Genomic DNA, 22,649 nt, shown 5'->3' on the forward strand with positions numbered 1-22,649 from the left:
CGGCTAACCTTCCTGCAAGCCCGCATTCACTTTTATTTTCAACATCCAGTGATTGGGGTTTGCCGCGACACACAACATATAGGCATTCGGCCGGGTTTCAAGCGCCGAACACGAATTAATTTTTCAGCCCGCGAAAGCCTTCTGACACCAGGCCATGATCGGGTTCCAGGCCAGGCCCAACGCCAACAGCGCCAGGGCATTGACGCCGAAGACCACGTTCAAGGGACGGTCCTCGCGCAGCGGCGGCAGCTCGCCGTCGGGCTCGTCGAAGTACATCGCCTTGATCACGCGCAGGTAGTAGAAAGCGCCGACCACCGCGAACACGATGCCGACGATCGCCAGCCACATCATCCCGCCCTGCAGCGCGGCGCGCAGCACCGCCAGCTTGGCCCAGAAGCCCAGGAACGGCGGCAGGCCGGCCAGCGAGGCCATCACGCACAGGACCAGACCGGCCATCCACGGGCTGCGCGCGTTGAGACCCTTGTAGTCGTCGATCCGGTCGGCTTCGAAGCCGCGGCTGGAGAGCACCACGATCGCGCCGAAGGCCGCGGCCGACATCAGCGAGTAGCTGATCGCGTAGAACATCGCCGCCGCCATGCCCTGCTCGCCGCCACCGGCGATGCCCAGGAACAGGAAGCCCACGTGCGACACCGTCGAATAAGCCAGCAGGCGCTTGAGGTTGGTCTGGACCAGCGCGCTTAGGTTGCCGATCGCCAGCGACATCACCGCCAGCCAGGCCAGGGCCAGGCGCCAGTGGTCGTCGAGCGGGCCGGCGCCCACCTCGAGCAGACGGTAGGTCATGCCGAACGCGGCCAGCTTGGGCGCCGAGCCGATGAACAGCGTGATCGGGGTCGGCGCGCCCTGATAGACGTCCGGCAGCCACATGTGGAACGGCGCGGCGCCGAACTTGAAGGCGATACCGGCGACCACGAACACCACGCCGGTGATCAGCATCAGCGACGAGGGGTTGCCGTAGGCGCTGGCGCCGATCTGGCCCAGGTCCAGCGAGCCGGTGGCGCCGTAGATCAGCGACAGGCCGTACAGCAGCAGGCCCGAGGCCAGCGCGCCCAGCACGAAGTACTTGATCGCCGCTTCCGAGGCCAACGGGCTGTCGCGGTCGATCGCGACCAGCGCGTACGAGCACAGCGCCAGCATTTCCAGGCCCAGGTAGACCATCACCAGGCTGCCGGCCGAGACCAGCAGCATCATGCCGGCGGTGGCGAACAGCATCAGCACCGCGACCTCGCCCTTGTAGAGCTCGCGCTCGCGCAGGTAGGACCAGGTGTAGAGCATCGACAGCACGCTGACCACGCCGATCGCGAGCTTGAGCACGTCGGCGGTGGTGTCGCGCACGAACATGCCACTGAGCACCGTGCCCTGCCCGCCCACGCCGAAGGCGACCAGCGCGGTCGCGACGATCAACACCGCGATCGCGAAGGCGTGGCTGACGATGCGATGCCGCTCGGACACGAACAGGTCGATCATCAGCAGCGCGAACGCGCCGACGATCACCACCAGCTCGGGCAGCAAGGGCATCAGGTCGGCGAGTCCTCGTACAGGCATGTTCATGTGTTACGGCCCCATCTGCAGCTTGGAGGTGGCGATCTGCGTCGCCAGGTTGGCGATCGCCGGTTCCATCAGGTCGGTGAGCGGCTTGGGCCAGATGCCCAGCAGCAGCACGCCAGCGGCGAACACGCCCAGCACCAGGGCCTCGCGCGGGTTGATGTCTTCGAGCTCGGCGACGTGGGCGTTGCCGACCTCGCCCCAGATCGTGCGCTTGACCAGCCACAGGGTGTAGGCGGCGCCGATGATGAGGGTGGTGGCGGCGGCGAAGCCGATCAGCGGGTGCTTCTGGAACGCGGCCAGGATCACCATGAACTCGCCGACGAAACCGGAGGTACCCGGCAGGCCGGAATTGGCCATCGCGAACAGCACCACGAACGCCGCGAACCAGGGCATCACGTTGGCGACGCCACCGTAGTCCTTGATCATGCGGCTGTGCATGCGGTCGTAGAGCACGCCGACGCAGGTGAACATCGCGCCCGACACGAAGCCGTGGCTGATCATCTGCACCATCGCGCCCTGCAGACCCAGGCGGGCGGCGTCGACGTTGCCGTAGTCGCGCACCAGGGCGAAGGAGATGAAGGTGCCCAGGGTGACGAAGCCCATGTGCGAAACCGACGAGTACGCGATCAGCTTCTTCATGTCCTCCTGGACCAGAGCGACCAGGCCGACGTAGATCACCGCGATCAGACTCAGCGCGATCACCAGCCAGGCCCACTCCTGCCCCGCGTCCGGCACCACCGGCAGGGTGAAGCGCAGGAAGCCGTAGCCGCCGATCTTCAGCATGATCGCGGCCAGGATCACCGAACCGGCGGTCGGCGCCTCGACGTGCGCGTCCGGCAACCAGGTGTGGACCGGGAACATCGGCACCTTCACCGCGAACGCGATCAGGAACCCGAAGAACAACCACATCTGCTCGGTCGCGGTCAGCGACAGCGGGTACCAGTCGGCCAGCTGCCAGCTACCGCTCTTGAGGTACAGGTAGATCAGCCCGATCAGCATGAAGACCGAGCCGAGGAACGTGTACAGGAAGAACTTCACCGCGGCGTAGACGCGGCGCGGGCCGCCCCAGACGCCGATGATGATGAACATCGGGATCAGCATGCCCTCGAAGAACACGTAGAACAGCATCGCGTCCATGGCCGAGAACACGCCCACCATCAGGCCTTCCAGGACCAGGAACGCGGCGTAGTACTGGCTTACGCGCTTGTCGACCGAGCCCCAGGCGCTGATCAGCACCAGCACGGTGACCAGGGTGGTCAGGCCGATCAGGGCCACCGAGATGCCGTCCGCGCCGAGGTGGTAGCGGATGTCGTAGGCCGGGATCCAGGCCCGGTCCTCGATGAACTGCATGCCGGCGTTGGTCGGATCGAAGCCGGTGAACAACAGCACGCTCAGAACCAGAGTCACCAGGCCGATGGCCAGCGCGAACCAGCGCGCGGAACCGGCGCGCTGGTTGCCGAAGGCCAAGGTGGCCAGGCCGCCGAGGATGGGCAGCCAGATGATCGCGGAGAGCAAAGAGGTGCTCAGCAAGGGGGGCGTGCTCAGTGAAATCACGCTCAGCAAGGGCTCGGGGCTCACGTCTCGGTCCTTGTCCTGTTAGCGCCAGTAACGAATCAGCACGGCCAGCAGTGCAATCAGGCCGAGGATCATCGCGAAGGCATAGTGATAGAGATAACCGGATTGCGCGCGGCGCACGATCCCGGCGACGAAGTCGACCACGCGCGCGCTGCCCTCGACGATGCCGCCGTCGATGACGCGGCTGTCGACCTCGCGCGAGGCCTTGCCCAGGCGCACACCGCCGCCGGCGAAGCCTTCGATCCAGAGCTTGTCGAAGCCGTACTTGTTCTCGAGCACGCGCACCGGCCAAGCGAATACCTCACGGGCCTTGGTGGCCAGCTCCGGCTTCCACCAGTACATAACCGTGGCCAGGGCGAATCCGGAGAAGGCCAGCCAGAACGCGGGCGCGGTGAAGCCGTGCAGCGCGAACTTCAACGGACCGTGCCAAGCCTCTGCACCGACCAGCGCGATGGTGTCGCGCGCTGGCTCCAGATCGATCGCGCCAAGGAAGAACGGCAGCTGCGGCAAGTGACCCGCCGAGTCGGTACCGAACAGCATCGGACCGGCGGTGAAGTAGCCGATCAGCACCGACGGAATCGCCAGCAGGATCAGCGGCAGGGTCACCACCCACGGCGACTCGTGCGGCTCGTGCGCGCCATGGTGGCCGTGGTCGTCGTGCGCATGCTCGTCATGGGCGTGCGCATCGTGATGCGCATCGTGACCGTGGTCGGCGTGGGCGTCGCGGAAACGCTCCTTGCCGTGGAAGGTCATGTAGAGCAGACGGAAGCTGTAGAACGCGGTCACGAAGGCGCCCGCCAGCACCGCGTAGTAAGCGTACTGAGACACCCAGGTCGCATGCGCGCCGTTGGCGGCGTGGTGCGCGGCCTCGATGATGGTGTCCTTCGAGTAGAAGCCCGAGAAGAACGGCGTGCCGACCAGGGCCAGCGTGCCCAGCAGGCTGGTCCAGTAGGTGATCGGCATGTACTTGCGCAGGCCGCCCATCTTGCGCATGTCCTGCTCGTGGTGCATGCCGATGATCACCGAGCCCGCGGCCAGGAACAGCAGCGCCTTGAAGAAGGCGTGGGTCATCAGGTGGTAGACCGCCGACGAGTAGGCCGACACGCCCAGGGCCACGGTCATGTAGCCCAGCTGCGACAGGGTCGAGTACGCGACCACGCGCTTGATGTCGTTCTGGACGATGCCCATCAGGCCGGTCCAGAACGCGGTGGTGGCGCCGATGAACAGCACGAAGTTGAGCGCGGTGTGCGACAGCTCGAACAGCGGCGACATGCGCGCGACCATGAAGATGCCCGCGGTCACCATCGTCGCGGCGTGGATCAGCGCCGAGATCGGCGTCGGGCCTTCCATCGAGTCCGGCAGCCACACGTGCAGCGGCACCTGCGCCGACTTGCCCATGGCGCCGATGAACAGACAGATGCAGATCGCGGTCGCGGCCGACCAGACCACCGGCGCGGCGGTGACCTGCCAGCTGTGGCCGAACAGGCCAAGGCTGCCGCCCCAGATGCCGATGGTGCGGTTGGCGATCTCGCCGGCCTTGGCGAACACCACGCCGTAGTCCAGCGAACCGGTCGCCCACAGCACGCCGGCGATACCCAGCAGGAAGCCGAAGTCGCCGACGCGGTTGACCAGGAAGGCCTTGAGGTTGGCGAACACCGCGGTCGGGCGCTTGAACCAGAAGCCGATCAGCAGGTACGACACCAGACCCACCGCTTCCCAGCCGAAGAACAGCTGCAGGAAGTTGTTGCTCATCACCAGCATGAGCATCGAGAAGGTGAACAGCGAGATGTAGCTGAAGAAGCGCTGGTAACCCGGGTCCTCGGCCATGTAGCCGATGGTGTAGATGTGCACCAGCAGCGAGACGAAGGTGACCACCACCATCATCATCGCGGTCAGCTTGTCGATCATGAAGCCGACGTTGGCCTCGATCCCGCCGACCTGGAACCAGGTGTAGAGGTTTTCGTTGAACGGCAGCGCGGCCTGCGCGACCAGCTGCCACAGCACGTAGCACGACAGCGCGCAGCTGACCGCGACGCCGAGGATGGTGACGGTGTGCGCACCGGCGCGGCCGACCTGGCGCCGGAACAGGCCGGCGACGATCGCGCCCAGCAGCGGCGCGAGCACGATGGCGAGCAGGACGGACTTGGAGAGTACGACGGGTTGCATGCCGGTCAGCCCTTCATCGTGTCGATTTCAGCGACGTTGATCGTGCGCCGGTTGCGGAACAGCGTGACCAGGATCGCCAGGCCGATGGCGGCCTCGGCGGCGGCGACGGTCAGGATGAAGAACACGAACACCTGACCGGCCGGGTCGGCCAGCTGGCGCGAGAACGCGACGAAGTTGATGTTGACGGCGAGCAGCATCAGCTCGATCGACATCAGCAGCACGATCACGTTCTTGCGGTTGAGGAAGATGCCGGCGACGCTGATGCAGAACAGCACCGCGCCCAGCGCGAGATAGTGGCCCAGGGCCAGACCGGCTCCGAAGAATTCGCTCACGGCTTGGCCTCCTCGACGGGCGCTTCGGGCTCGGGCGGCAGCGGCTTGACCGCGTCCATCTTGACCATGCGCAGACGGTCGCTGGCGCGCACGCGCGCCTGCTCCGACGGGTTCTGGTGCTTGGCGCCCGGACGGCGGCGCAGGGTCAGCATCACCGCGGCGATCACCGCCACGGTCAGGATCACCGCGGCGACCTCGAACGGCAGAAGGAAATCGGTGAACAGCGCGCGCGCCAGCCACTTGGTGTTCTCGCCGCCGGACGGATCGGCGGTCAGCGGCGTGGCGACATTGGCCTTGACCCCGATCAGGGTCAGCATCTCGACCAGCATCACCACCGCGACCAGCAGGCCGACCGGCAGATAGCGCACATAACCTTCGCGCAGGGGCGCGACGTCGATGTCGAGCATCATCACCACGAACAGGAACAGCACCATCACCGCGCCGACGTAGACCAGGATCAGGGCCACGCCGAGGAACTCGGCGCCGGCGATGATCCACACGCAGGCGACCGAGAAGAAGGTCAGCACCAAGCTGAGCGCGGCGTGCACCGGGTTCTTGACGCTGATCACCGCCACCGCGGCTGCGGTGGCCGCGAAGGCGAAGACATAGAAAGCGATCTGGGCGAGATCCATATCAGGCACTCAGCGGAAGGCGGCGTCGGCGGCGCGGCGCTCGGCGATCTCGGGCTCGAGACGGTCGCCGATCGCCAGCAGCTGCTGTTTGGTGACGATGTTCTGTCCGCGCTGGTCGAAGTGGTATTCGTGGATGTGGGTCTCGACGATGGAGTCGACCGGGCAGGACTCCTCGCAGAATCCGCAGAAGATGCACTTGAACAGGTCGATGTCGTAACGCGTGGTGCGGCGGGTGCCGTCCTCGCGCTTGGTCGAGTCGATGGTGATCGCCAGCGCCGGGCACACGGCCTCGCACAGCTTGCAGGCGATGCAGCGCTCTTCCCCGTTGGGGTAGCGGCGCAGCGCGTGCACGCCGCGGAAGCGCGGCGATTGCGGCGTCTTCTCCATCGGGTACATCAGCGTGTACTTGGGCTTGAACAGGTACTTGAGCGTCAGCCCAAGGCCCTGCGCGAGCTCGATCAGGAGCAGGCTCTTGAAGTAGGAAACGATGCGATTCATGTCTTGAGCCTGTCCTTACACGCCCGGCAGGAACACTTTGTAGTACGCCATGACGGCGACCACGCAGATCCAGGCGATCGTGAGCGGAATGAACACCTTCCAGCCCAGACGCATGATTTGGTCGTAGCGGTAGCGCGGGAACGAAGCGCGGAACCAGATGAAGCAGCTGGCGAAGAAGAAGACCTTCGCGAACAGCCACCACCAGCCATCGACCGAGAGGAACGGAATGCCCAGGCCCTGGAACGGGCTCAGCCAGCCGCCGAGGAAGAAGATCGAGGTCAGGAAGCTGATCAGGATCATGTTCGCGTATTCGGCCAGGAAGAACAGCGCGAACGCCGAACCCGAATACTCGACCATGTGGCCGGCGACGATTTCCGACTCGCCTTCGACCACGTCGAACGGCGCGCGGTTGGTCTCGGCCACGCCGGAGATGAAATACACCACGAACAGCGGCAGCATCGGCACCACGAACCATTCCAGCGCGCCGGCGTTGCCGGACTGCGCCATCACGATCTCGGTGAGGTTGAGGCTGCCGGCGCCGACCATCACGCCGACCATGGCGAAGCCCATCGCGATCTCGTAGGACACCACCTGGGCCGCGGCGCGCATCGCGCCGAGGAAGGCGTACTTCGAGTTCGAGGCCCAGCCGGCCAGGATGATGCCGTACACGCCCAGCGAGGTCATCGCCAGCAGGTACAGCAGGCCGGCGTTGGCGTTGGACAACACCAACTGGGTGTCGAACGGCACCACCGCCCAGGCCGCGAATGCGGGCGCCAGGGTCAGCAGCGGCGCGAGCTTGTACAGGAAGGGCTCGGCGCGGGCCGGCTGGATCACTTCCTTGAACAGCAGCTTGAACACGTCGGCGAAGGCCTGAAGGATGCCCATGCCGACGTACATCGGACCGCGGCGCACGTGCATCCAGCCGATCAGCTTGCGTTCCCAGACCACGTAGAACGCGACCGTGATGATCACCGGCATCGCGATCAGCAGGATCTTCAGCACGATCCAGGCCACCGCGCCGGCGTTGCCGAACGACAGGAACCATTCGCGGGTCGGGTCGACCAGTTGGCTAGTGAACATACCGTCCGTCATGGCTTATGCCCTCCCCGCCTGGACGCGACCGGCGCCGAGCGGCGCGGTGGCGCCGTGGCCGCTTTCGATCCAGACCGTGCCGCGCGCAACCTTGTCGCTGGTCGCGACCGGCAGGGTCGCGGTGCCGGCGGCGGCGGTGAACTTGCCGACCGTGCCGTCGGCCAGACCGGCGGCCTGCGCGTCGAGCGGATGCAACACGGCGCGCGGTTCGAGGTTGAGCGGGTGCGACTGCAGCGCGGCCGCGCGGCGCACGGTGGCGTCGCTGCGGTAGATCGCGATGCTGGCCGCTACCTCGAAGCCCTCGCCCGCCGTGTTCGCGGCCTTGCCGGCAGCCGGCTTGACCGAGACCGGTTGGATGCCGGCGCGCAGACCGGCCAGGTCGGTGAAGTCGAAACCGGCCGCGCCGAGCTCGCCGCCCAGTGCGCGCAGCACGCGCCAACCCGCGCGCGCCTCGCCCGGCAGCTTGCCGCCGGCGCTCGCGCTCTGGTCGCGACCATCGAGGTTGGTCAGGGTGGCGTCGATCTCGGGCAGCAAGCCGATCGGCAGGATCACGTCGGCGACGGCGCGGGTCGAGCGGCAGGCGTAATGGCTGAAGGCCACGACCTGGGCCTGGCCCAAGGCTTTCAACGCGGTGGCGGTGTCGGCGAAATCCAGACCCGGCTCGATGCCGTAGATCAGGTAGGCGCCGCGCGCGTCGGCGAGCATGCCCTGGGCGTCGCGCGCGCTAGGCAGCACGCCGTGGCGGCTCAGGCCCAGCGCATTGGCGCCCTGCGGGATGCGGCACAGCGCGGCGCCGGTGGCGGCGGCGAAATCGGCCGCCGCGGCGCGGATCGCGGCCGCATGCGGGCCGTTCTCGGCCAGCGCGCCGAGCACGATCGCGCAACGGGTGCCGGCCTTGGCGGCCTCGCGCAGGCCGGCATCGGCGAGCGTCGCGGCCAGCTGCGACGGCGCGACGATGTGCTTGCCAGCCAGGTCGAAGGTGAAGTCGAAATCGACCGGATTGACCGCGTGCACCTTGGCGCCGCGGGTCCAGGCCTTGCGCACGCGCTGGTGCGCGAGCGGCAGTTCGTGGCGCAGGTTGCTGCCCACGATCACGATCACGTCGGCCTGCGACAAATCGGCGACCGGCATCGCGAAGGCTTCGGCGACGGCGGCGTCGGACAAGTCGTGTTGAGCGATACGGTGGTCGAGGTTGCCGGTGCCCAAGGCCCCGGCCAGGCGCGCCAGCAGCGCGCCCTCTTCGTTCGAGGTCGCCGGATGGGCGAGCACGCCCAGCGCGTCGGCGCCGTTGTCGCGCAGGATCTTGGCGGCGCGCGAGATCGCGTCTTCCCACGTCGTCTCACGCCATTCGCCGCCGTCCTTGACCATCGGCGCGGTGGCGCGGTCTTCGGCGTACAGCCCCTGGTGCGAATAACGGTCGCGGTCCGACAGCCAGCACTCGTTGACGGCTTCGTTGTCGCGCGGGACGCTGCGCAGCACGTCGCCGCGGCGCACGTGCAGGAACAGGTTGCTGCCCAGGGCGTCGTGGTAGCCCAGCGACTCGCGCGCGGTCAGCTCCCAGGGACGGGCCTGGAACTGGAACACCTTGTTGGTCAGCGCGCCGACCGGACAGACGTCGATCACGTTGCCGGACAGCTCGGTGGTCAGCGGCTTGCCGTCGTAGGTGCCGATCTGCAGGTTCTCGCCGCGGTACATGCCGCCGAGCTCGTAAGTACCGGCGACTTCCGCGGTGAAGCGCACGCAGCGCGTGCACTGGATGCAGCGGGTCATCTCGGTGGCGACCAGCGGGCCCATGTCTTCGTCGGGCACCACGCGCTTGCGCTCGGCGAAACGGCTGACCGAGCGGCCGTAGCCCATCGACAGGTCCTGCAACTCGCATTCGCCGCCCTGATCGCAGATCGGGCAGTCCAGCGGGTGATTGACCAGCAGGAACTCCATCACGTTGCGCTGCGACTTCAGCGCCTTCTCGCTGCGCGTAACCACCTTCATGCCGTCCATCACCGGCGTGGCGCAGGCCGGCGCGGGCTTGGGCATCTTCTCGACTTCGACCAGGCACATGCGGCAGTTGGCCGCGATGCTGAGCTTGTCGTGGTAGCAGAAACGCGGAATCGGAATACCGGCCTTGTCGGCGGCCTGGATGATCATCGAACCCTTGGGCGCGGCCATCTCGACGCCGTCGATGAAGACGGTGACGTGGTCCGGCGGCAGGTTCGGATTTACGGGTTGAGCGCTCATGCGGCCACCTTCTCGACCGTGCCCGCGGCTTGGTCGTCGACGAGGAAGCGCTTGTTCACGATCGCGTACTCGAACTCGTTCCAGTAGTGGCGCAGGAAGCCCTGCACCGGCCACGCCGCGGCTTCGCCGAACGCGCAGATGGTGTGGCCTTCGATCTGGCCGGCGGCGGCGCGCAGCATCTGCAGGTCTTCCAGCGTGGCCTGCTTCTCGACGATGCGGGTCAGCATGCGGTACATCCAGCCGGTGCCTTCGCGGCAAGGCGTGCACTGGCCGCAGCTTTCCTTGAAATAGAAACGCGCGATGCGCTGGCAGGCGCGGACCATGCAGGTGGTCTCGTCCATCACGATCACGGCGCCGGACCCCAGGCCGGAACCGGCCTTCTGGATCGCGTCGTAATCCATGGTCAGACCCATCATGGTCTCGCCCGGCAACACCGGCATCGAGGAACCGCCCGGAATCACCGCCTTGAGCTTGCGGCCGTCGCGCATGCCTCCGGCCATCTCCAGCAGCTCGGCGAACGGCGTGCCCAGACGGATTTCGAAGTTGCCCGGGTTGGCGACGTGGCCGGACACCGAAAAGATCTTGGGACCGCCGTTGTTGGGCTTGCCGAGGTTGAGGAACCACTCGGCGCCGTTGCGGATGATCGCCGGCACCGAGGCGTAGGTCTCGGTGTTGTTGATCGTGGTCGGCTTGCCGAACAGGCCGAAATTGGCCGGGAACGGCGGCTTGTAGCGCGGCTGGCCCTTCTTGCCCTCCAGCGACTCCATCAGCGCGGTTTCTTCGCCGCAGATGTAGGCGCCGGCGCCGAGCGCGCCGTAGATGTCGATGTCGATGCCGCTGCCCAGCACGTTCTTGCCCAGCCAGCCGTGCTCGTAGGCTTCCTTCAGCGCCTGCTCGAAATGCTCGAACGGCTCGTGATGGAATTCGCCGCGCAGGTAGTTGTAGGCCACGGTGGAACCGGTGGCGTAGCAGGCGATCGCCATGCCCTCCACCACCGCATGCGGGTTGTAGCGCAGGATGTCGCGGTCCTTGGCGGTGCCCGGCTCGGATTCGTCCGAGTTGCACAGGATGTATTTCTGGGTGCCGCTGCCCTTGGGCATGAAGCTCCACTTCAGACCGGTCGGGAAGCCCGCGCCGCCGCGGCCGCGCAGGCCCGAACCCTTGACCATGTCGACCACCGCGGCCGGATCCATCTTCTCGCTCAGGATCTTGCGCAGCGCCGCGTAGCCGCCGGTCTTGAGGTAGTTCTCGTACGACCAGGGGGTGTCGAAGTGCAGGGTCGTGTAGACGACCTGGTGCTCTTGCGGCGCCGGGCCGACCGGACCGTAGCCCTGGGAATAGTCGTGGTGATCGTGATGCGCCATCTGGCCCTGCCTCACTTCAAACCGTCGAGAATCTCGTCCACCTTGGCGGTGTCGAGCTTCTCGCGGTAATGACCGTTGACGACGACCACCGGCGCGCCGCAGCACGCGGCCAGGCACTCTTCCTCGCGCTTGAGGAAGATGCGGCCGTCGGCGGTGGACTCGCCGAGCTTGCAGCCCAGCCTCTTCTCGGCGTGACGGACCAGGTCCTCGGCGCCGTTGAGCCAGCAGCTGATGTTGGTGCAGAAGGCGACATTGTGGCGGCCGACCTTCTCGGTCTCGAACATCGAATAGAAGCTCGCGACCTCGTAAGCCCACACCGGCGGCAGGCCCAGGTACTTGGCGACCGCGGCGATCAGCTCGTCGGTCAGCCAGCCGCCGTTCTGCTCCTGCGCGGCGTGCAGGCCCTGCAGCACGGCCGAACGCTTGCGATCCGGCGGAAACTTGCTCAGCCAGTGATCGATATGCGCGCGCGTCTTGTCCGACAGCGCCGCCATCGGATCGACATGCTGCGCGGTTTCGAAATTGCCAGTCGCTTTCATAGGGGTGAAGCCGGGAATCGGGAATAGGGAATGGGGAATCGCGAGAAGCGGAAAGACAGGGGAACGAGGCAAGCCATCCGGTTATGCCCGGCGCCGATTCCGGCAGCCAGAGCTTCGCCGATTCCCCATTCCCGATTCCCGATTCCCGAATTCATCGGTCGATCTCGCCGAACACGACGTCGTAGGTGCCGATCATGGCCACCACGTCGGCCAGCATGTGACCCTTCACGATCTCGTCCATCGAAGACAGGTGCGCGAAACCCGGCGCACGCAGCTTGCAGCGGAACGGCTTGTTGGCGCCGTCGGAGACCAGGTAGCAGCCGAACTCGCCCTTGGGCGCCTCGACCGCGGCGTAGGTTTCGCCGGCGGGCACGCAATAGCCTTCGGAGAACAGCTTGAAGTGGTGGATCAGGGCTTCCATGTCGTCCTTCATTTCCTCGCGCTTGGGCGGCGCGACCTTGAAGTTGTCGACGATGACGGGGCCCGGGTTGGCCTTCAGCCACTTCACGCACTGCTTGATGATGCGGTTGGACTCGCGCATTTCCGCGATCCGGACCAGGTAGCGGTCGTAGCAGTCGCCGTTCACGCCGACCGGGATGTCGAAATCGACCTCCGCGTACTTGGCGTAGGGCTGCTTCTTGCGCAGGTCCCAGGCGATGCCGGAACCGCGGATCATCGGCCCGGTCATGCCCAAGGCCAGCGCCTGTTCCGGCGAGACCACGCCCACGCCGACGGTGCGCTGCTTCCAGATGCGGTTGTCGGTGAGCAGGGTCTCGTACTCGTCGACGCGCTTGGGGAAGTCGTCGGTGAACGCGTCGAGGTAGTCCAGCAGCGAGCCTTCGCGCCATTCGTTGAAGCGCTTGAGGCTGCCGCCCTTCTTCCACGGCGATTCGCGGTACTTGGGCATGCGGTCCGGCAGGTCGCGGTAGACGCCGCCCGGACGGTAATAGGCCGCGTGCATGCGCGCGCCGCTGACCGCTTCGTAGCAGTCCATCAGCTCTTCGCGCTCGCGGAACGCGTACAGGAACACCGCCATCGCGCCCAGGTCGAGCGCGTTCGAACCCACCCACATCAGGTGGTTCAGGATGCGGGTGATCTCGTCGAACATGGTGCGGATGTACTGCGCGCGCTCGGGCGCCTCGATCCCCAGCAGGGTCTCGATCGCGCGCACGTAAGCGTGCTCGTTGCACATCATCGACACGTAGTCCAGGCGATCCATGTAGCCGATCGACTGGTTGAAGGGCTTGGACTCGGCCAGCTTCTCGGTGCCGCGGTGGAGCAGACCGATATGCGGGTCGGCGCGCTGCACGACCTCGCCGTCCATTTCCAGGATCAGGCGCAGCACGCCGTGCGCGGCCGGATGCTGGGGACCGAAGTTCAGGGTGTAGTTGCGGATCTCGGCGTTGTTCAGGCCCGAGGTCGCGCTGGCCTTGCCCGGCAGTTGAGCGCTCACTTCTTCACCTCCGAGCGCTGCGCGGCTTCGCCGACGGCGGTCTGGTAGCGGGCGTCGTCGCGGATCACGCGCGGCACGCCGACGCGCGGCTCGATCGACACCGGTTCGTAGACCACGCGGCGCTTGTCGGGGTCGTAACGCACTTCGACGTTACCGATCAGCGGGAAGTCCTTGCGGAACGGATGACCGACGAAACCGTAGTCGGTGAGGATGCGGCGCAGGTCCGGGTGGCCTTCGAAGATGATGCCGAACAGGTCGAAGGCTTCGCGTTCGAACCAGTTCACGCCCGGCCAGATCGAGGTCAGCGAGGCCACGGTCGGCAGATCGTCGTTGTCGGCGAACGCGCGCAGGCGCAGGCGGCGGTTGTGCTGGTACGACAGCAGATGCGCGACCGCGGCATAGCGGCGCGCAGGCAGGGTCGGCACGCCGTTGGGCGACTCGCCCCAGACGAAACGACCGGCGCTCTTGCCTTCCACGCCGCGCGAGAAGCCTTCCGAGGACACGTCGGTGTCCCACTCGTCGCTGCCGTAGCTGAGGTAGTCGACGCCGCTGACGTCGACGCATTGTTCGAAGCCGAACTCGTCGCGCAGCGCGCGCGCGGCGTCCAGCCAATCGGCGGCGCTGGTTTCCAGCGTCACTTCGCCGCGCGGCTGGGCGACCACGACGGCGGCGCCCGGGAAACGGGCGCGCAGGCGATCGGCGAAAGCGTTCACGGTTTCGGTCATGTCAGCGCATGCCCTGCTTGTGCTCGCCGAAGTTGGTGCCGCGGCGGATCTTGCGCTGCAGCTGCAGGATGCCGTAGACCAGCGCTTCGGCGGTCGGCGGGCAGCCCGGCACGTACACGTCGACCGGCACCACGCGGTCGCAACCGCGCACCACCGCGTAGGAATAGTGGTAGTAGCCGCCGCCGTTGGCGCAGCTGCCCATCGAGATCACCCACTTGGGGTCGGGCATCTGGTCGTAGACCTTGCGCAGCGCCGGGGCCATCTTGTTGACCAGGGTGCCGGCCACGATCATCACGTCGGACTGGCGCGGCGACGGGCGGAACACCACGCCGTAGCGGTCCAGGTCCAGGCGCGAGGCGCCGGCGTGCATCATTTCGACCGCGCAGCAGGCCAGGCCGAAGGTCATCGGCCACATCGAGCCGGTGCGCGCCCAGTTCCAGAGCGTGTCCAGATTGGTGGTGACGAAACCCTGCTGCAACAGCGGGTTCTCGCCTTCCGGTCGCAGGATGTCGTCGAGGCGGCCTTCCGGGATCGGGTTGTGCATCAGACCCGAGACGGTGTCGCTGACGGTTTGGATCACTCCCATTCGAGCGCTCCCTTCTTCCAGACGTAGACGAAGCCGAGCAGGAGCATGCTGGCGAAGATGCCCATCTCGATCAGGCCGATCGGACCGAGTTCGCGGAACACGGTGGCCCAGGGCACGATGAAGATGATTTCCAGATCGAAAATGATGAACTGGATGGCGATGAGGTAGTAGCGCACGTCGAATTGCATGCGCGCGGCCTCGAAGGCCTCGAAGCCGCATTCGTAGGGAGATAGCTTCTCCACAGTCGGGCGCTTGGGCCCGAGCGTGTTGCCTACCACCAACAGGGCGACGCCAATGACGCTGGCGACGATCAGGAACAGCAGGGTCGGCAGGTATTCGGCCAGCACTCGGTGTTCTCTCGGCTACTTGGCCGCGTTTCCGCAGCCTTGGCTCGGCGGTATGGTCCTGTTCGGAATGCCGATCAGGCCAGTGGCGCGGCCCGCCGTGCGTGCCGCACCTCGGGTAGTTGGTGCGTGGTGTAGCTGATTCGGTGTGGTGCCCAAAGGGGGACTCGAACCCCCACGACTTACGTCGCTACCACCTCAAGGTAGTGCGTCTACCAATTCCGCCATCTGGGCAATCAAACCTGGCCATCCTGGCCCTGACTCCGTCAGTACCGCGCGAAGCCGTTCGGTCATCGCTGACCGCGCCCCGGTCGTCCGTTCCGGGCCGCTTGAATCACAAGCTCTATATTACCGCGCTTTGTCAGCCGCCCGAAGCCGGTTGCGACTGCGGCGGGGCCTGCTGCGGGGCCGGAGCGGCCGGGACCGTGGTCCCGCTGGCGGCCGGCGCCTGCGGCGCGGTGGTCGCCGGCGCGCTGGGCACGGTCGAAGCCGGAGCCGCCGGAGCCGTCTGCGCCGGAGCGCTCGGAACCGTGCTGCCGGGGGCCGGGGTAGCGGGCTTGGCCGGGGTGTTGGCGATGTCCGCGGCCAAGCCGACGTCCTGCGAGGCCGGAGCAGCGCCGCCAGCGGCGCCGCGCGAGGCCTGCCAGGCCATGAACAGGCTGATCGCGAAGAACGCGATGGCCAGCCACTTGGTGGCCTTGGACAGGAAGTTGGAGGAACCGCGGGCGCCGAACACGGTCGCCGAAGCGCCGCCGCCGAAGCCCGAGCCCGCCTGCGCGCCTGCGCCGCGTTGCATCAGGATCAGCGCGACCATGGCGATCGCGATCAACACATAGATGACGTTGAGGAACAACAGCATCGTCGAATTCTTTTCTTTGGCTACGTTGTGACGACCGCCGGGCGGGCCCGAAAGTTCGTCAGGGTGCCGCCGCGGCTGCGATGGCGTTGAAATCGGCGGCGACCAGGGAGGCCCCACCGATCAGGCCGCCGTCGACGTCCGGCTGGGAAAACAGCGCGGCGGCGTTGTCGGCCTTCACGCTACCGCCGTACAGAATGGGTAGCGAGCCAGCAATTCTAGCATCGTGTCCGGCGATTTCGCTACGAATGAATGCGTGCACGGCCTGCGCCTGCTCCGGGCTGGCGGTCTTGCCTGTGCCGATGGCCCAGACCGGCTCGTAGGCCAGGATCGCGCCCTCCAGCGCCGCCACGCCCAGCAGTTCCAGCACCGGGCTCAGCTGCTCCTGCAGGCGGTACTCGGTCTGGCCGTCCTCGCGCTCGCTCAGGGTCTCGCCCACGCACAGGATCGGCACCAGGCCGGCGGCCTTGGCGGCGGCGAACTTGCGCGCGACCAGCTCGCTGCTCTCGGCGTGGTACTGGCGGCGCTCGGAATGGCCGACCAGGCCATAGCCCGCGCCCACGTCCTTGAGCATCGCCGCCGAGACTTCGCCGGTGTAGGCGCCCTTCTCGTTGCTGCTCACGTCCTGCGCGCCGAAGTCCAGACCGCGGCCGAGGTAGTGCTCGATCAGCTCGCCCAGGTAGGGCAGCGGCGGCAGGATGATGCGCTCGACCCCGGCCGGCGCCTGCGCGGCGACCTGATCCAGCAACCCGAAGGCGAACTCGCGGCTGCCATGCAGCTTCCAGTTTCCGGCGACGATCCTGCGGCGCATGGCCACTCCGTGGTACGAAAGGACGCAAGTTTACCGCAGCCCCGCCCGCGCACGGACCGCGCGCGGCGAGGAACCCCGACACGACCGGCAACGAAGGCCTCCATGCCCGAAAACGCAAACACCCCCTACGCCCTGATCACGGGCGCCTCGGCCGGCATCGGCGCCGCCCTCGCCCGCGAGTACGCGCGCCGCGGCGTACCGCTGGTGCTGACCGCGCGCCGCGAGGACCGCCTGCAGGCCCTGGCCGCCGAGCTGCGCGACCGCGTCGCGGTGGAGGTGATCGCCGCCGACCTCGCCGACCCGGCTGCGCCCGCGCGGCTGCAGGCCGAAACCCGCCGCCGCGGCCTGGCGATCGGCCATCTGGTCAACAACGCCGGCTACGGCGTGCCCGGGCGCTACCTGGCCGACGACTGGAAGGTCCATGCCGACTTCCTGCAGGTGATGGTGACCGCGGTCGCCGAACTCAGCCACCGCTACCTGCCCGAGATGGAGCAGCGCGGCCACGGCCGCATCCTCAACATCGCCTCGCTGGCCGGGCTGGCGCCGCCCTCGGCCGGGCACACCCTGTATGGCGCGGCCAAGAGCTTCGTGATTCGCTTCAGCCAATCGCTGGCGCTGGAAAGCCGGCCGCGCGGCGTGCATGTGACCGCACTATGCCCGGGCTTCACCTATACCGAGTTCCACGACGTCAACGGCATGCGCGAGCGCATCTCGCGCCTGCCGAAATGGCTGTGGCTGGACGCCGACACGGTCGCGCGCCTGGGCGTGGACGCGGTCGAGCGCGGCGACGCGCGCTGCATCACCGGCACCGCCAACAAGATCGTCGCCGGCCTGGCCAAGTACCTGCCCGACCGCGTCGCCACCGCTCTGGTCGCGCGCCGGGCCAGCGATTTCCGCGACGCCGAATGAGCGGCGGCGCAAGGCTCAGCAGCTTCGCGCCGGTGGCGACCGCCGACGCGCGCGTGCTGGTGCTGGGCAGCATGCCCGGCGAGGCCTCGCTGGCGGCCACGCGCTATTACGCGCATCCGCAGAATCGGTTCTGGCCGATCATGGGCGCGCTGGTCGGCGCCACGCCTGCCCTGCCCTACGAGCAGCGCCTGCAGCGGCTGCTCGACGCGGGGATCGCGCTGTGGGACGTACTGGCCAGCTGCGAGCGCGTCGGCAGCCTGGACACGGCGATCCGGGCGCCGCAGGCCAACGACTTCGCGGGCTTCTTCGCCGCGCATCCGCGGGTGGCGACGGTGCTGTTCAACGGGGCACAGGCGGAAACGAGCTTTCGACGCCTGGTGCTGCCGGGGCTGGCCGCGCCGCTGCCGATGCTGCGGCGGTTGCCTTCGACGAGTCCGGCGAATGCGGGGCAGCGGCCGGAAGTGAAGCTGGCGGCTTGGCGGGAGGCCTTGTCCGACGCGGGCATTGCCCTGACCCCCGCCTGACATCGTGTCGCGAGGCCCTAATCCCGCTGGCGACGAGCGTAGGAAGGGCTGAGTAGGTGGCGCGTAGCGCCGGATAGGGCGCGCGAAATGGGAGCGGCGGCGCGGCTTGATGCTGCGCGGGCCCTCACCCCAACCCCTCTCCCGCGAGCGGGAGAGGGGCTCATGAGCCAGGGCGTAACGAACCTTACTTCAGCTTGATTTCGCGCAAGCGCTCTTCCAGATAGCCCTGCGCGGTGATCGGCTCCGGATAGCGCTTGGGATTGTCCGCGGTGATCGTCGAGGGCAGCACGTCGATCAGGAAATCCGGATTCGGGTGCAGGAAGAACGGGGTCGAGTAGCGCGGCTGGCGCGCCTTTTCGCCCGGCGGATTGACCACGCGATGGGTGGTCGAGGGATACACGTGGTTGGTCAGGCGCTGCAGCATGTCGCCGATGTTGACCACGATGGTGTCGGCATCGGCGGTGAACGGCACCCACTCGCCCTTGCGCGACTTCACTTCCAGGCCTTCCGAACTCGCGCCGACCAGCAGGGTGATCAGGTTGATGTCCTCGTGCGCGCCGGCGCGCTCGTTGGGAATGTTGTCGGCGGTGATCGGCGGGTAGTGGATCGGGCGCAGGATCGAATTGCCCGAGTCGGTCTTGTCGGCGAAGTAGTTCTCCGGCAAACCGATGTGCAGGGCCAGCGCGCTGAGCACGCGCGAACCCAGATGGTCGAGCGCCTGGTACAGGCCGTAGGCCTGGTCGCGGAACTCGGGGATCTCGTGCGGCCACAGGTTGGCCGGCATCGCCTCGGCGTACTTGGAGTCGCGCGGAATCTCGCGGCCGACGTGCCAGAACTCCTTGAGGTCGAAGTGCTTGGAGTCCTTGGCGGTCTCCACGCCGAACGGGGTGTAGCCGCGCGCGCCGCCGCTGCCGGGCACGTGGTACTTGCGCTTGGTTTCCTCCGGCAGGGCGAAGAAACGCTTGAACAGGTCGTAGGACTGGTCGATCTGCTCGGCCGGGATGCCGTGGCCGCGGATGCCGGCGAAGCCCCACTCGCGGTAGGCCGCGCCGAGCTCGGCCACGAAAGCGTCGCGGTCGGTGTCGTAGCGGCGGATGTCCAGGGTCGGAATCTGAGAAGTCATGTCTGGGTCTCGTGGGTTCATTGCGCCGCCGCGCGCACGGCATCGGCCAGGCGCTGCAGCGTGTCCAACATCAGTTGCCGATCATCCGCCTCGACGGTCACGCGCACCACCGGCTCGGTGCCGGAAGGCCGCAGGAAGGCGCGGCCGCGGCCGGCCACGGCGGTCTGCGCCTGCGCCAGCGCGGCCTGCACCGCCGGCGCGTCGGCCGGCTTGGCGCTGCCTTCGTAACGCACGTTGACGGTTTTCTGCGGCACTTTGACGAAGCCCTGCAGGGCCTGGGACAGGCTGACGCCGCGGCGGCGCAGCACCTCCAGCACCTGCAGCGCGCTGACGATGCCGTCGCCGGTGCTGGCGCGGTCCAGACACAGCAAGTGACCGGAGGCCTCGCCGCCGAGCACGGCGTCGTGGGCGATCAGCTGCTGGTGCACGTAGCGGTCGCCGACCTTGGCGCGCAGGAAGCCGATGCCGCGCTGTTGAAACGCACGTTCCAGGGCGTAGTTGGTCATCAGGGTGCCGACCACCGGGCCCCGCAGGCGGCCGCTGTCCTGCCAGTCGCAGGCCAGCACGTACAGCAGGTCGTCGCCGTCGCGCACCGTGCCGTCGCCGTCGACGAACAGCACGCGGTCGCCGTCGCCGTCGAAGGCGATGCCCAGATCGGCGCCGCTGGCCCTGACGCGTTCGGCCAGGGTCTCCGGGTGGGTCGAGCCGACGCCGTCGTTGATGTTGAGGCCGTTGGGGTCGATGCCGATCGCATCCACGCGCGCGCCCAACTCGCGCAGCACCAGCGGGCCGAGCTGATAGGTCGCGCCGTTGGCGCAGTCCATGGCGATGCGCATGCCGCCCAGGTCGAAGCCCTTGGGCACCGAGCCCTTGCAGGCCTCGATGTAACGGCCCAGCGCATCGCGCGTGCGCACCGCCTTACCCAGCTCTTCGGAGGGCACGGTGCGGAACGGCTGTTCCAGCGCGGCCTCGATCGCCAATTCGGTGGCGTCGTCGAGCTTCTCGCCCTCGGCCGAGAAGAACTTGATGCCGTTGTCGTAATGCGGATTGTGCGAGGCCGAGATCACGATGCCGCCGTCGGCGCGCATCGAGTGGGTCAGGTGCGCGACCGCCGGGGTCGGCATCGGGCCCATCAGCTGCACGTCGACGCCAGCGGCGACCAGGCCTGCCTCGAGCGCGGCCTCGAACATGTAGTTCGAAATGCGGGTGTCCTTGCCGATGATCACCACCGGCTTGCGCCAGTCGCGGCGCGCCAGGGCGTGGCCGTAGGCGTTGCCCAGGCGGAGCACGAAATCGGCCGAGATGGCGCCCTCGCCCACCCGACCGCGGATGCCGTCGGTGCCGAAATACTTGCGGCTCAAGCGGCGGCCTCCGCGTCGTCTTCCGGCTGCGGCTGCTTCATCAGCAGGGCCAGCAGATGGGCCAGACGCTCGCGCAGTTCGCGGCGGTCGCAGATCTGGTCGATGGCGCCGTGGGCGACCAGGAACTCGCTGCGCTGGAAGCCTTCGGGCAGCTTCTCGCGCACGGTCTGCTCGATCACGCGCGGGCCGGCGAAGCCGATCAGGGCCTCGGGTTCGGCCATATTGATGTCGCCCAGCATCGCGAACGAAGCCGAGACGCCACCCGTGGTCGGATGGGTCATCACCGAGATGTACGGCAGACCGGCCTCGCGCAGGCGGCCGAGCGCGGCCGAGGTCTTGGCCATCTGCATCAGCGAGAACAGGCTTTCCTGCATGCGCGCGCCGCCGCTGGCGGAGAAGCACACGAAGGGGCAGCCGATCTCCAGCGCAGCCTCGGCCGCGCGCGCGAAGCGCTCGCCGACCACCGAACCCATCGAACCGCCCATGTAGGCGAAGTCGAACGAGCACGCGACCAGCGGGCGCTGCTTGAGGGTGCCGCGCATCGCGATCAGGGCGTCGCGCTCGCCGGTGGCTTTCTGCGCGGCCTTGATGCGGTCGGAGTACTTCTTCTGGTCCTTGAACTTGAGCACGTCGGTCGGGCCCAGTTCGGCGCCGATCTCGGTGGCGCTGCCGGGGTCGAACAGCGCGTTCAGGCGGACCCGGCCGCGGATCGGCATGTGGAAGCTGCACTTGGGGCAGACCTCGAGGTTTTCCTCGAGCTCGGGCCGGTAGAGCACGGCGCCGCAGCGGTCGCACTTCTCCCACAGCCCCTCGGGCACGCTGCGGCGCTTGGCGCCGGCGGAGTCGGTGCGGATGCCGGTGCGGCTGCCGGGCATGAGTTTTTTGAGCCAGGACATGCGGTGCGTTTTTCCCGTTCAGGCTGCTAAGGGTGCCGGTCCACGGTCCGTGGCGGAACCCGGCCTAGCGGGTCAGTTTAGCGCAGCCAGGTTTGGGCCAGGCAGGGGCGCCTGCAACCGCCGGAACTCAGGTCGGGGCGTCCAGCGCTTGCCGCAGCGGCGTCAGGAACGCGGTGGCGGCCGCGACCGCAGCGGCGGCGTCGGTCTCGGCGCTCGCCGCGACGGCAGGCTGGGCTTGGGTCCCGGCTAGCGCCGCGACCAAGGCGCTGCCCACCACCACGCCCTCGGCCTCGCGCGCCATCGCGCTGGCGCTGGCGGCGTCCTTGATGCCGAAACCGGCCACCACCGGCACCCGGCTGCGCAGGCGGATTTCGCGCAGGCGCTCGTTGGCGGCGACCGCGTCGAGGCGGTCGGCGCCGGTCACACCGGCAAAACTCACGTAGTAGAGGTAGCCCTGGGCGTCGTCGCAGAGCAGCGCCAGACGCGCGTCGGTGGTGGTCGGCGACGCCAGCAGGATCAGCTGCAGGCCCGCGGCCGCGAAATCCGCGCGCAGTTCGGCGGCTTCCTCGGGCGGCAGGTCGACCAGCAGCACGCCGTCGACGCCGGCCGCGACCGCTTCGGCGGCGAAGCGCGCCGAGCCGCGGATCTCGATCGGATTGAGGTAGCCCATCAGCACCACCGGCGTATCGGCGTCGCGCTGCCGAAACTCCGCCACGCAGCGCAGCGCGTACGACAGGCCCGCGCCCCGCGCGATCGCGCGCTCGGAGCTGCGCTGGATGGTCGGGCCATCGGCCATCGGATCGGAGAATGGCACCCCGAGCTCGATCACGTCGGCGCCGGCGGCGGCCAGCGCATGCATCACCGGCACGGTCGCCTCCAGCGACGGATCGCCGGCGGTGATAAAGGGGACCAGGGCCTTGCGGCTGTGCGCCTTGAGCGCGGCGAAGCGGGTGTCGATGCGGTTCATGAGGGCAGGAGTGGGCTTAGAGGAGTGAGGAGTGAGTTAGAGCGAGAGCGCAAGGGTGGAGAAACAGCGGGGGAGCAGGCTGGCGGATTGATCGC

The 22,649-nt window shown here is 67.6% G+C and carries 22 protein-coding genes and 1 tRNA gene; 2 read left to right on the forward strand and 21 right to left on the reverse strand.

Features of this window, described 5'->3' with window-relative positions; translation table 11 throughout:
- Window positions 1-123: 123 nt before the first annotated feature.
- The 17 genes from nuoN to tpiA form a co-directional block, all read right to left on the reverse strand.
- A complete protein-coding gene (gene nuoN / locus ASD69_RS06745) occupies window positions 124-1,569 on the reverse strand; it encodes an NADH-quinone oxidoreductase subunit NuoN (RefSeq protein ID WP_056175397.1) in 1,446 nt (481 codons plus the stop codon).
- Between the two features lie 3 nt (window positions 1,570-1,572).
- On the reverse strand, window positions 1,573-3,096 hold the full coding sequence (locus ASD69_RS06750) for an NADH-quinone oxidoreductase subunit M (RefSeq protein ID WP_056175399.1): 1,524 nt from the start codon (window positions 3,094-3,096) through the stop codon (window positions 1,573-1,575).
- 66 nt (window positions 3,097-3,162) lie between these two features.
- Window positions 3,163-5,307 (reverse strand): NADH-quinone oxidoreductase subunit L, encoded by a 2,145-nt coding sequence (gene nuoL, locus ASD69_RS06755; protein WP_056175404.1) that lies wholly within the window; start codon window positions 5,305-5,307, stop codon window positions 3,163-3,165.
- A 5-nt stretch (window positions 5,308-5,312) separates the two neighbouring features.
- Window positions 5,313-5,609, reverse strand: a complete 297-nt coding sequence (nuoK, locus tag ASD69_RS06760) for an NADH-quinone oxidoreductase subunit NuoK (protein WP_148649187.1) — start codon at window positions 5,607-5,609, stop codon at window positions 5,313-5,315.
- Window positions 5,610-5,635: 26 nt separating this feature from the next.
- Complete coding sequence (locus ASD69_RS06765; protein WP_056175407.1) at window positions 5,636-6,271, reverse strand: NADH-quinone oxidoreductase subunit J; 636 nt, start codon at window positions 6,269-6,271, stop codon at window positions 5,636-5,638.
- A gap of 9 nt (window positions 6,272-6,280) precedes the next feature.
- Window positions 6,281-6,769, reverse strand: a complete 489-nt coding sequence (gene nuoI / locus ASD69_RS06770) for an NADH-quinone oxidoreductase subunit NuoI (RefSeq protein WP_056175410.1) — start codon at window positions 6,767-6,769, stop codon at window positions 6,281-6,283.
- 15 nt (window positions 6,770-6,784) lie between these two features.
- Entirely contained in the window at window positions 6,785-7,861 is a 1,077-nt protein-coding gene (nuoH, locus tag ASD69_RS06775; protein ID WP_056175415.1) for an NADH-quinone oxidoreductase subunit NuoH, read from the reverse strand.
- Window positions 7,862-7,864: 3 nt separating this feature from the next.
- Window positions 7,865-10,096, reverse strand: a complete 2,232-nt coding sequence (nuoG, locus tag ASD69_RS06780; protein WP_056175417.1) for an NADH-quinone oxidoreductase subunit NuoG — start codon at window positions 10,094-10,096, stop codon at window positions 7,865-7,867.
- On the reverse strand, window positions 10,093-11,460 hold the full coding sequence (gene nuoF, locus ASD69_RS06785) for an NADH-quinone oxidoreductase subunit NuoF (protein WP_056175419.1): 1,368 nt from the start codon (window positions 11,458-11,460) through the stop codon (window positions 10,093-10,095). The genes nuoG and nuoF overlap by 4 nt, the downstream gene beginning before the upstream one ends.
- A gap of 11 nt (window positions 11,461-11,471) precedes the next feature.
- Window positions 11,472-11,999 (reverse strand): NADH-quinone oxidoreductase subunit NuoE, encoded by a 528-nt coding sequence (nuoE, locus tag ASD69_RS06790; protein WP_056175422.1) that lies wholly within the window; start codon window positions 11,997-11,999, stop codon window positions 11,472-11,474.
- Between the two features lie 151 nt (window positions 12,000-12,150).
- Window positions 12,151-13,452: an NADH-quinone oxidoreductase subunit D gene (locus tag ASD69_RS06795; RefSeq protein ID WP_056175425.1), complete on the reverse strand. Its 1,302-nt coding sequence runs from the start codon at window positions 13,450-13,452 to the stop codon at window positions 12,151-12,153.
- A complete protein-coding gene (locus ASD69_RS06800; RefSeq protein WP_056175428.1) occupies window positions 13,449-14,177 on the reverse strand; it encodes an NADH-quinone oxidoreductase subunit C in 729 nt (242 codons plus the stop codon). Before ASD69_RS06800 ends, ASD69_RS06795 begins: the two co-directional genes overlap by 4 nt.
- Before the next feature lies 1 nt (window position 14,178).
- Window positions 14,179-14,763: an NADH-quinone oxidoreductase subunit B gene (locus ASD69_RS06805; protein ID WP_055899751.1), complete on the reverse strand. Its 585-nt coding sequence runs from the start codon at window positions 14,761-14,763 to the stop codon at window positions 14,179-14,181.
- The gene (locus tag ASD69_RS06810) at window positions 14,754-15,110 is read right to left on the reverse strand and encodes an NADH-quinone oxidoreductase subunit A (protein WP_056175431.1); all 357 of its coding nucleotides are present in this window, start codon (window positions 15,108-15,110) and stop codon (window positions 14,754-14,756) included. Before ASD69_RS06810 ends, ASD69_RS06805 begins: the two co-directional genes overlap by 10 nt.
- Before the next feature lie 146 nt (window positions 15,111-15,256).
- Window positions 15,257-15,341: transfer RNA gene (locus tag ASD69_RS06815), tRNA-Leu, on the reverse strand.
- 127 nt (window positions 15,342-15,468) lie between these two features.
- Window positions 15,469-15,966 carry a preprotein translocase subunit SecG gene (gene secG, locus ASD69_RS06820; protein WP_056175434.1) on the reverse strand — a complete coding sequence of 166 codons (498 nt, stop codon included), beginning with the start codon at window positions 15,964-15,966 and terminating at the stop codon, window positions 15,469-15,471.
- 58 nt (window positions 15,967-16,024) lie between these two features.
- Complete coding sequence (tpiA, locus tag ASD69_RS06825; protein WP_056175437.1) at window positions 16,025-16,774, reverse strand: triose-phosphate isomerase; 750 nt, start codon at window positions 16,772-16,774, stop codon at window positions 16,025-16,027.
- 102 nt (window positions 16,775-16,876) lie between these two features.
- On the opposite strand from tpiA, the gene ASD69_RS06830 reads away from it, so the two are divergent.
- Complete coding sequence (locus tag ASD69_RS06830; protein WP_056175439.1) at window positions 16,877-17,683, forward strand: SDR family oxidoreductase; 807 nt, start codon at window positions 16,877-16,879, stop codon at window positions 17,681-17,683.
- On the forward strand, window positions 17,680-18,207 hold the full coding sequence (locus ASD69_RS06835) for a DNA-deoxyinosine glycosylase (protein WP_056175442.1): 528 nt from the start codon (window positions 17,680-17,682) through the stop codon (window positions 18,205-18,207). The genes ASD69_RS06830 and ASD69_RS06835 overlap by 4 nt, the downstream gene beginning before the upstream one ends.
- A gap of 184 nt (window positions 18,208-18,391) precedes the next feature.
- Here ASD69_RS06835 and ASD69_RS06840 read toward each other — a convergent pair whose 3' ends face one another.
- The 4 genes from ASD69_RS06840 to trpA form a co-directional block, all read right to left on the reverse strand.
- On the reverse strand, window positions 18,392-19,330 hold the full coding sequence (locus ASD69_RS06840) for a 2-oxoglutarate and iron-dependent oxygenase domain-containing protein (RefSeq protein WP_056175445.1): 939 nt from the start codon (window positions 19,328-19,330) through the stop codon (window positions 18,392-18,394).
- A gap of 17 nt (window positions 19,331-19,347) precedes the next feature.
- Window positions 19,348-20,691: a phosphoglucosamine mutase gene (gene glmM, locus ASD69_RS06845; RefSeq protein WP_056175448.1), complete on the reverse strand. Its 1,344-nt coding sequence runs from the start codon at window positions 20,689-20,691 to the stop codon at window positions 19,348-19,350.
- Window positions 20,688-21,587: an acetyl-CoA carboxylase, carboxyltransferase subunit beta gene (gene accD / locus ASD69_RS06850; protein ID WP_056175451.1), complete on the reverse strand. Its 900-nt coding sequence runs from the start codon at window positions 21,585-21,587 to the stop codon at window positions 20,688-20,690. The genes glmM and accD overlap by 4 nt, the downstream gene beginning before the upstream one ends.
- A gap of 127 nt (window positions 21,588-21,714) precedes the next feature.
- Window positions 21,715-22,554, reverse strand: a complete 840-nt coding sequence (trpA, locus tag ASD69_RS06855) for a tryptophan synthase subunit alpha (RefSeq protein WP_056175454.1) — start codon at window positions 22,552-22,554, stop codon at window positions 21,715-21,717.
- Window positions 22,555-22,649 lie beyond the last annotated feature (95 nt).

It is taken from the genome of Lysobacter sp. Root604, assembly GCF_001427505.1.
Taxonomy (GTDB): Bacteria; Pseudomonadota; Gammaproteobacteria; order Xanthomonadales; family Xanthomonadaceae; genus Lysobacter.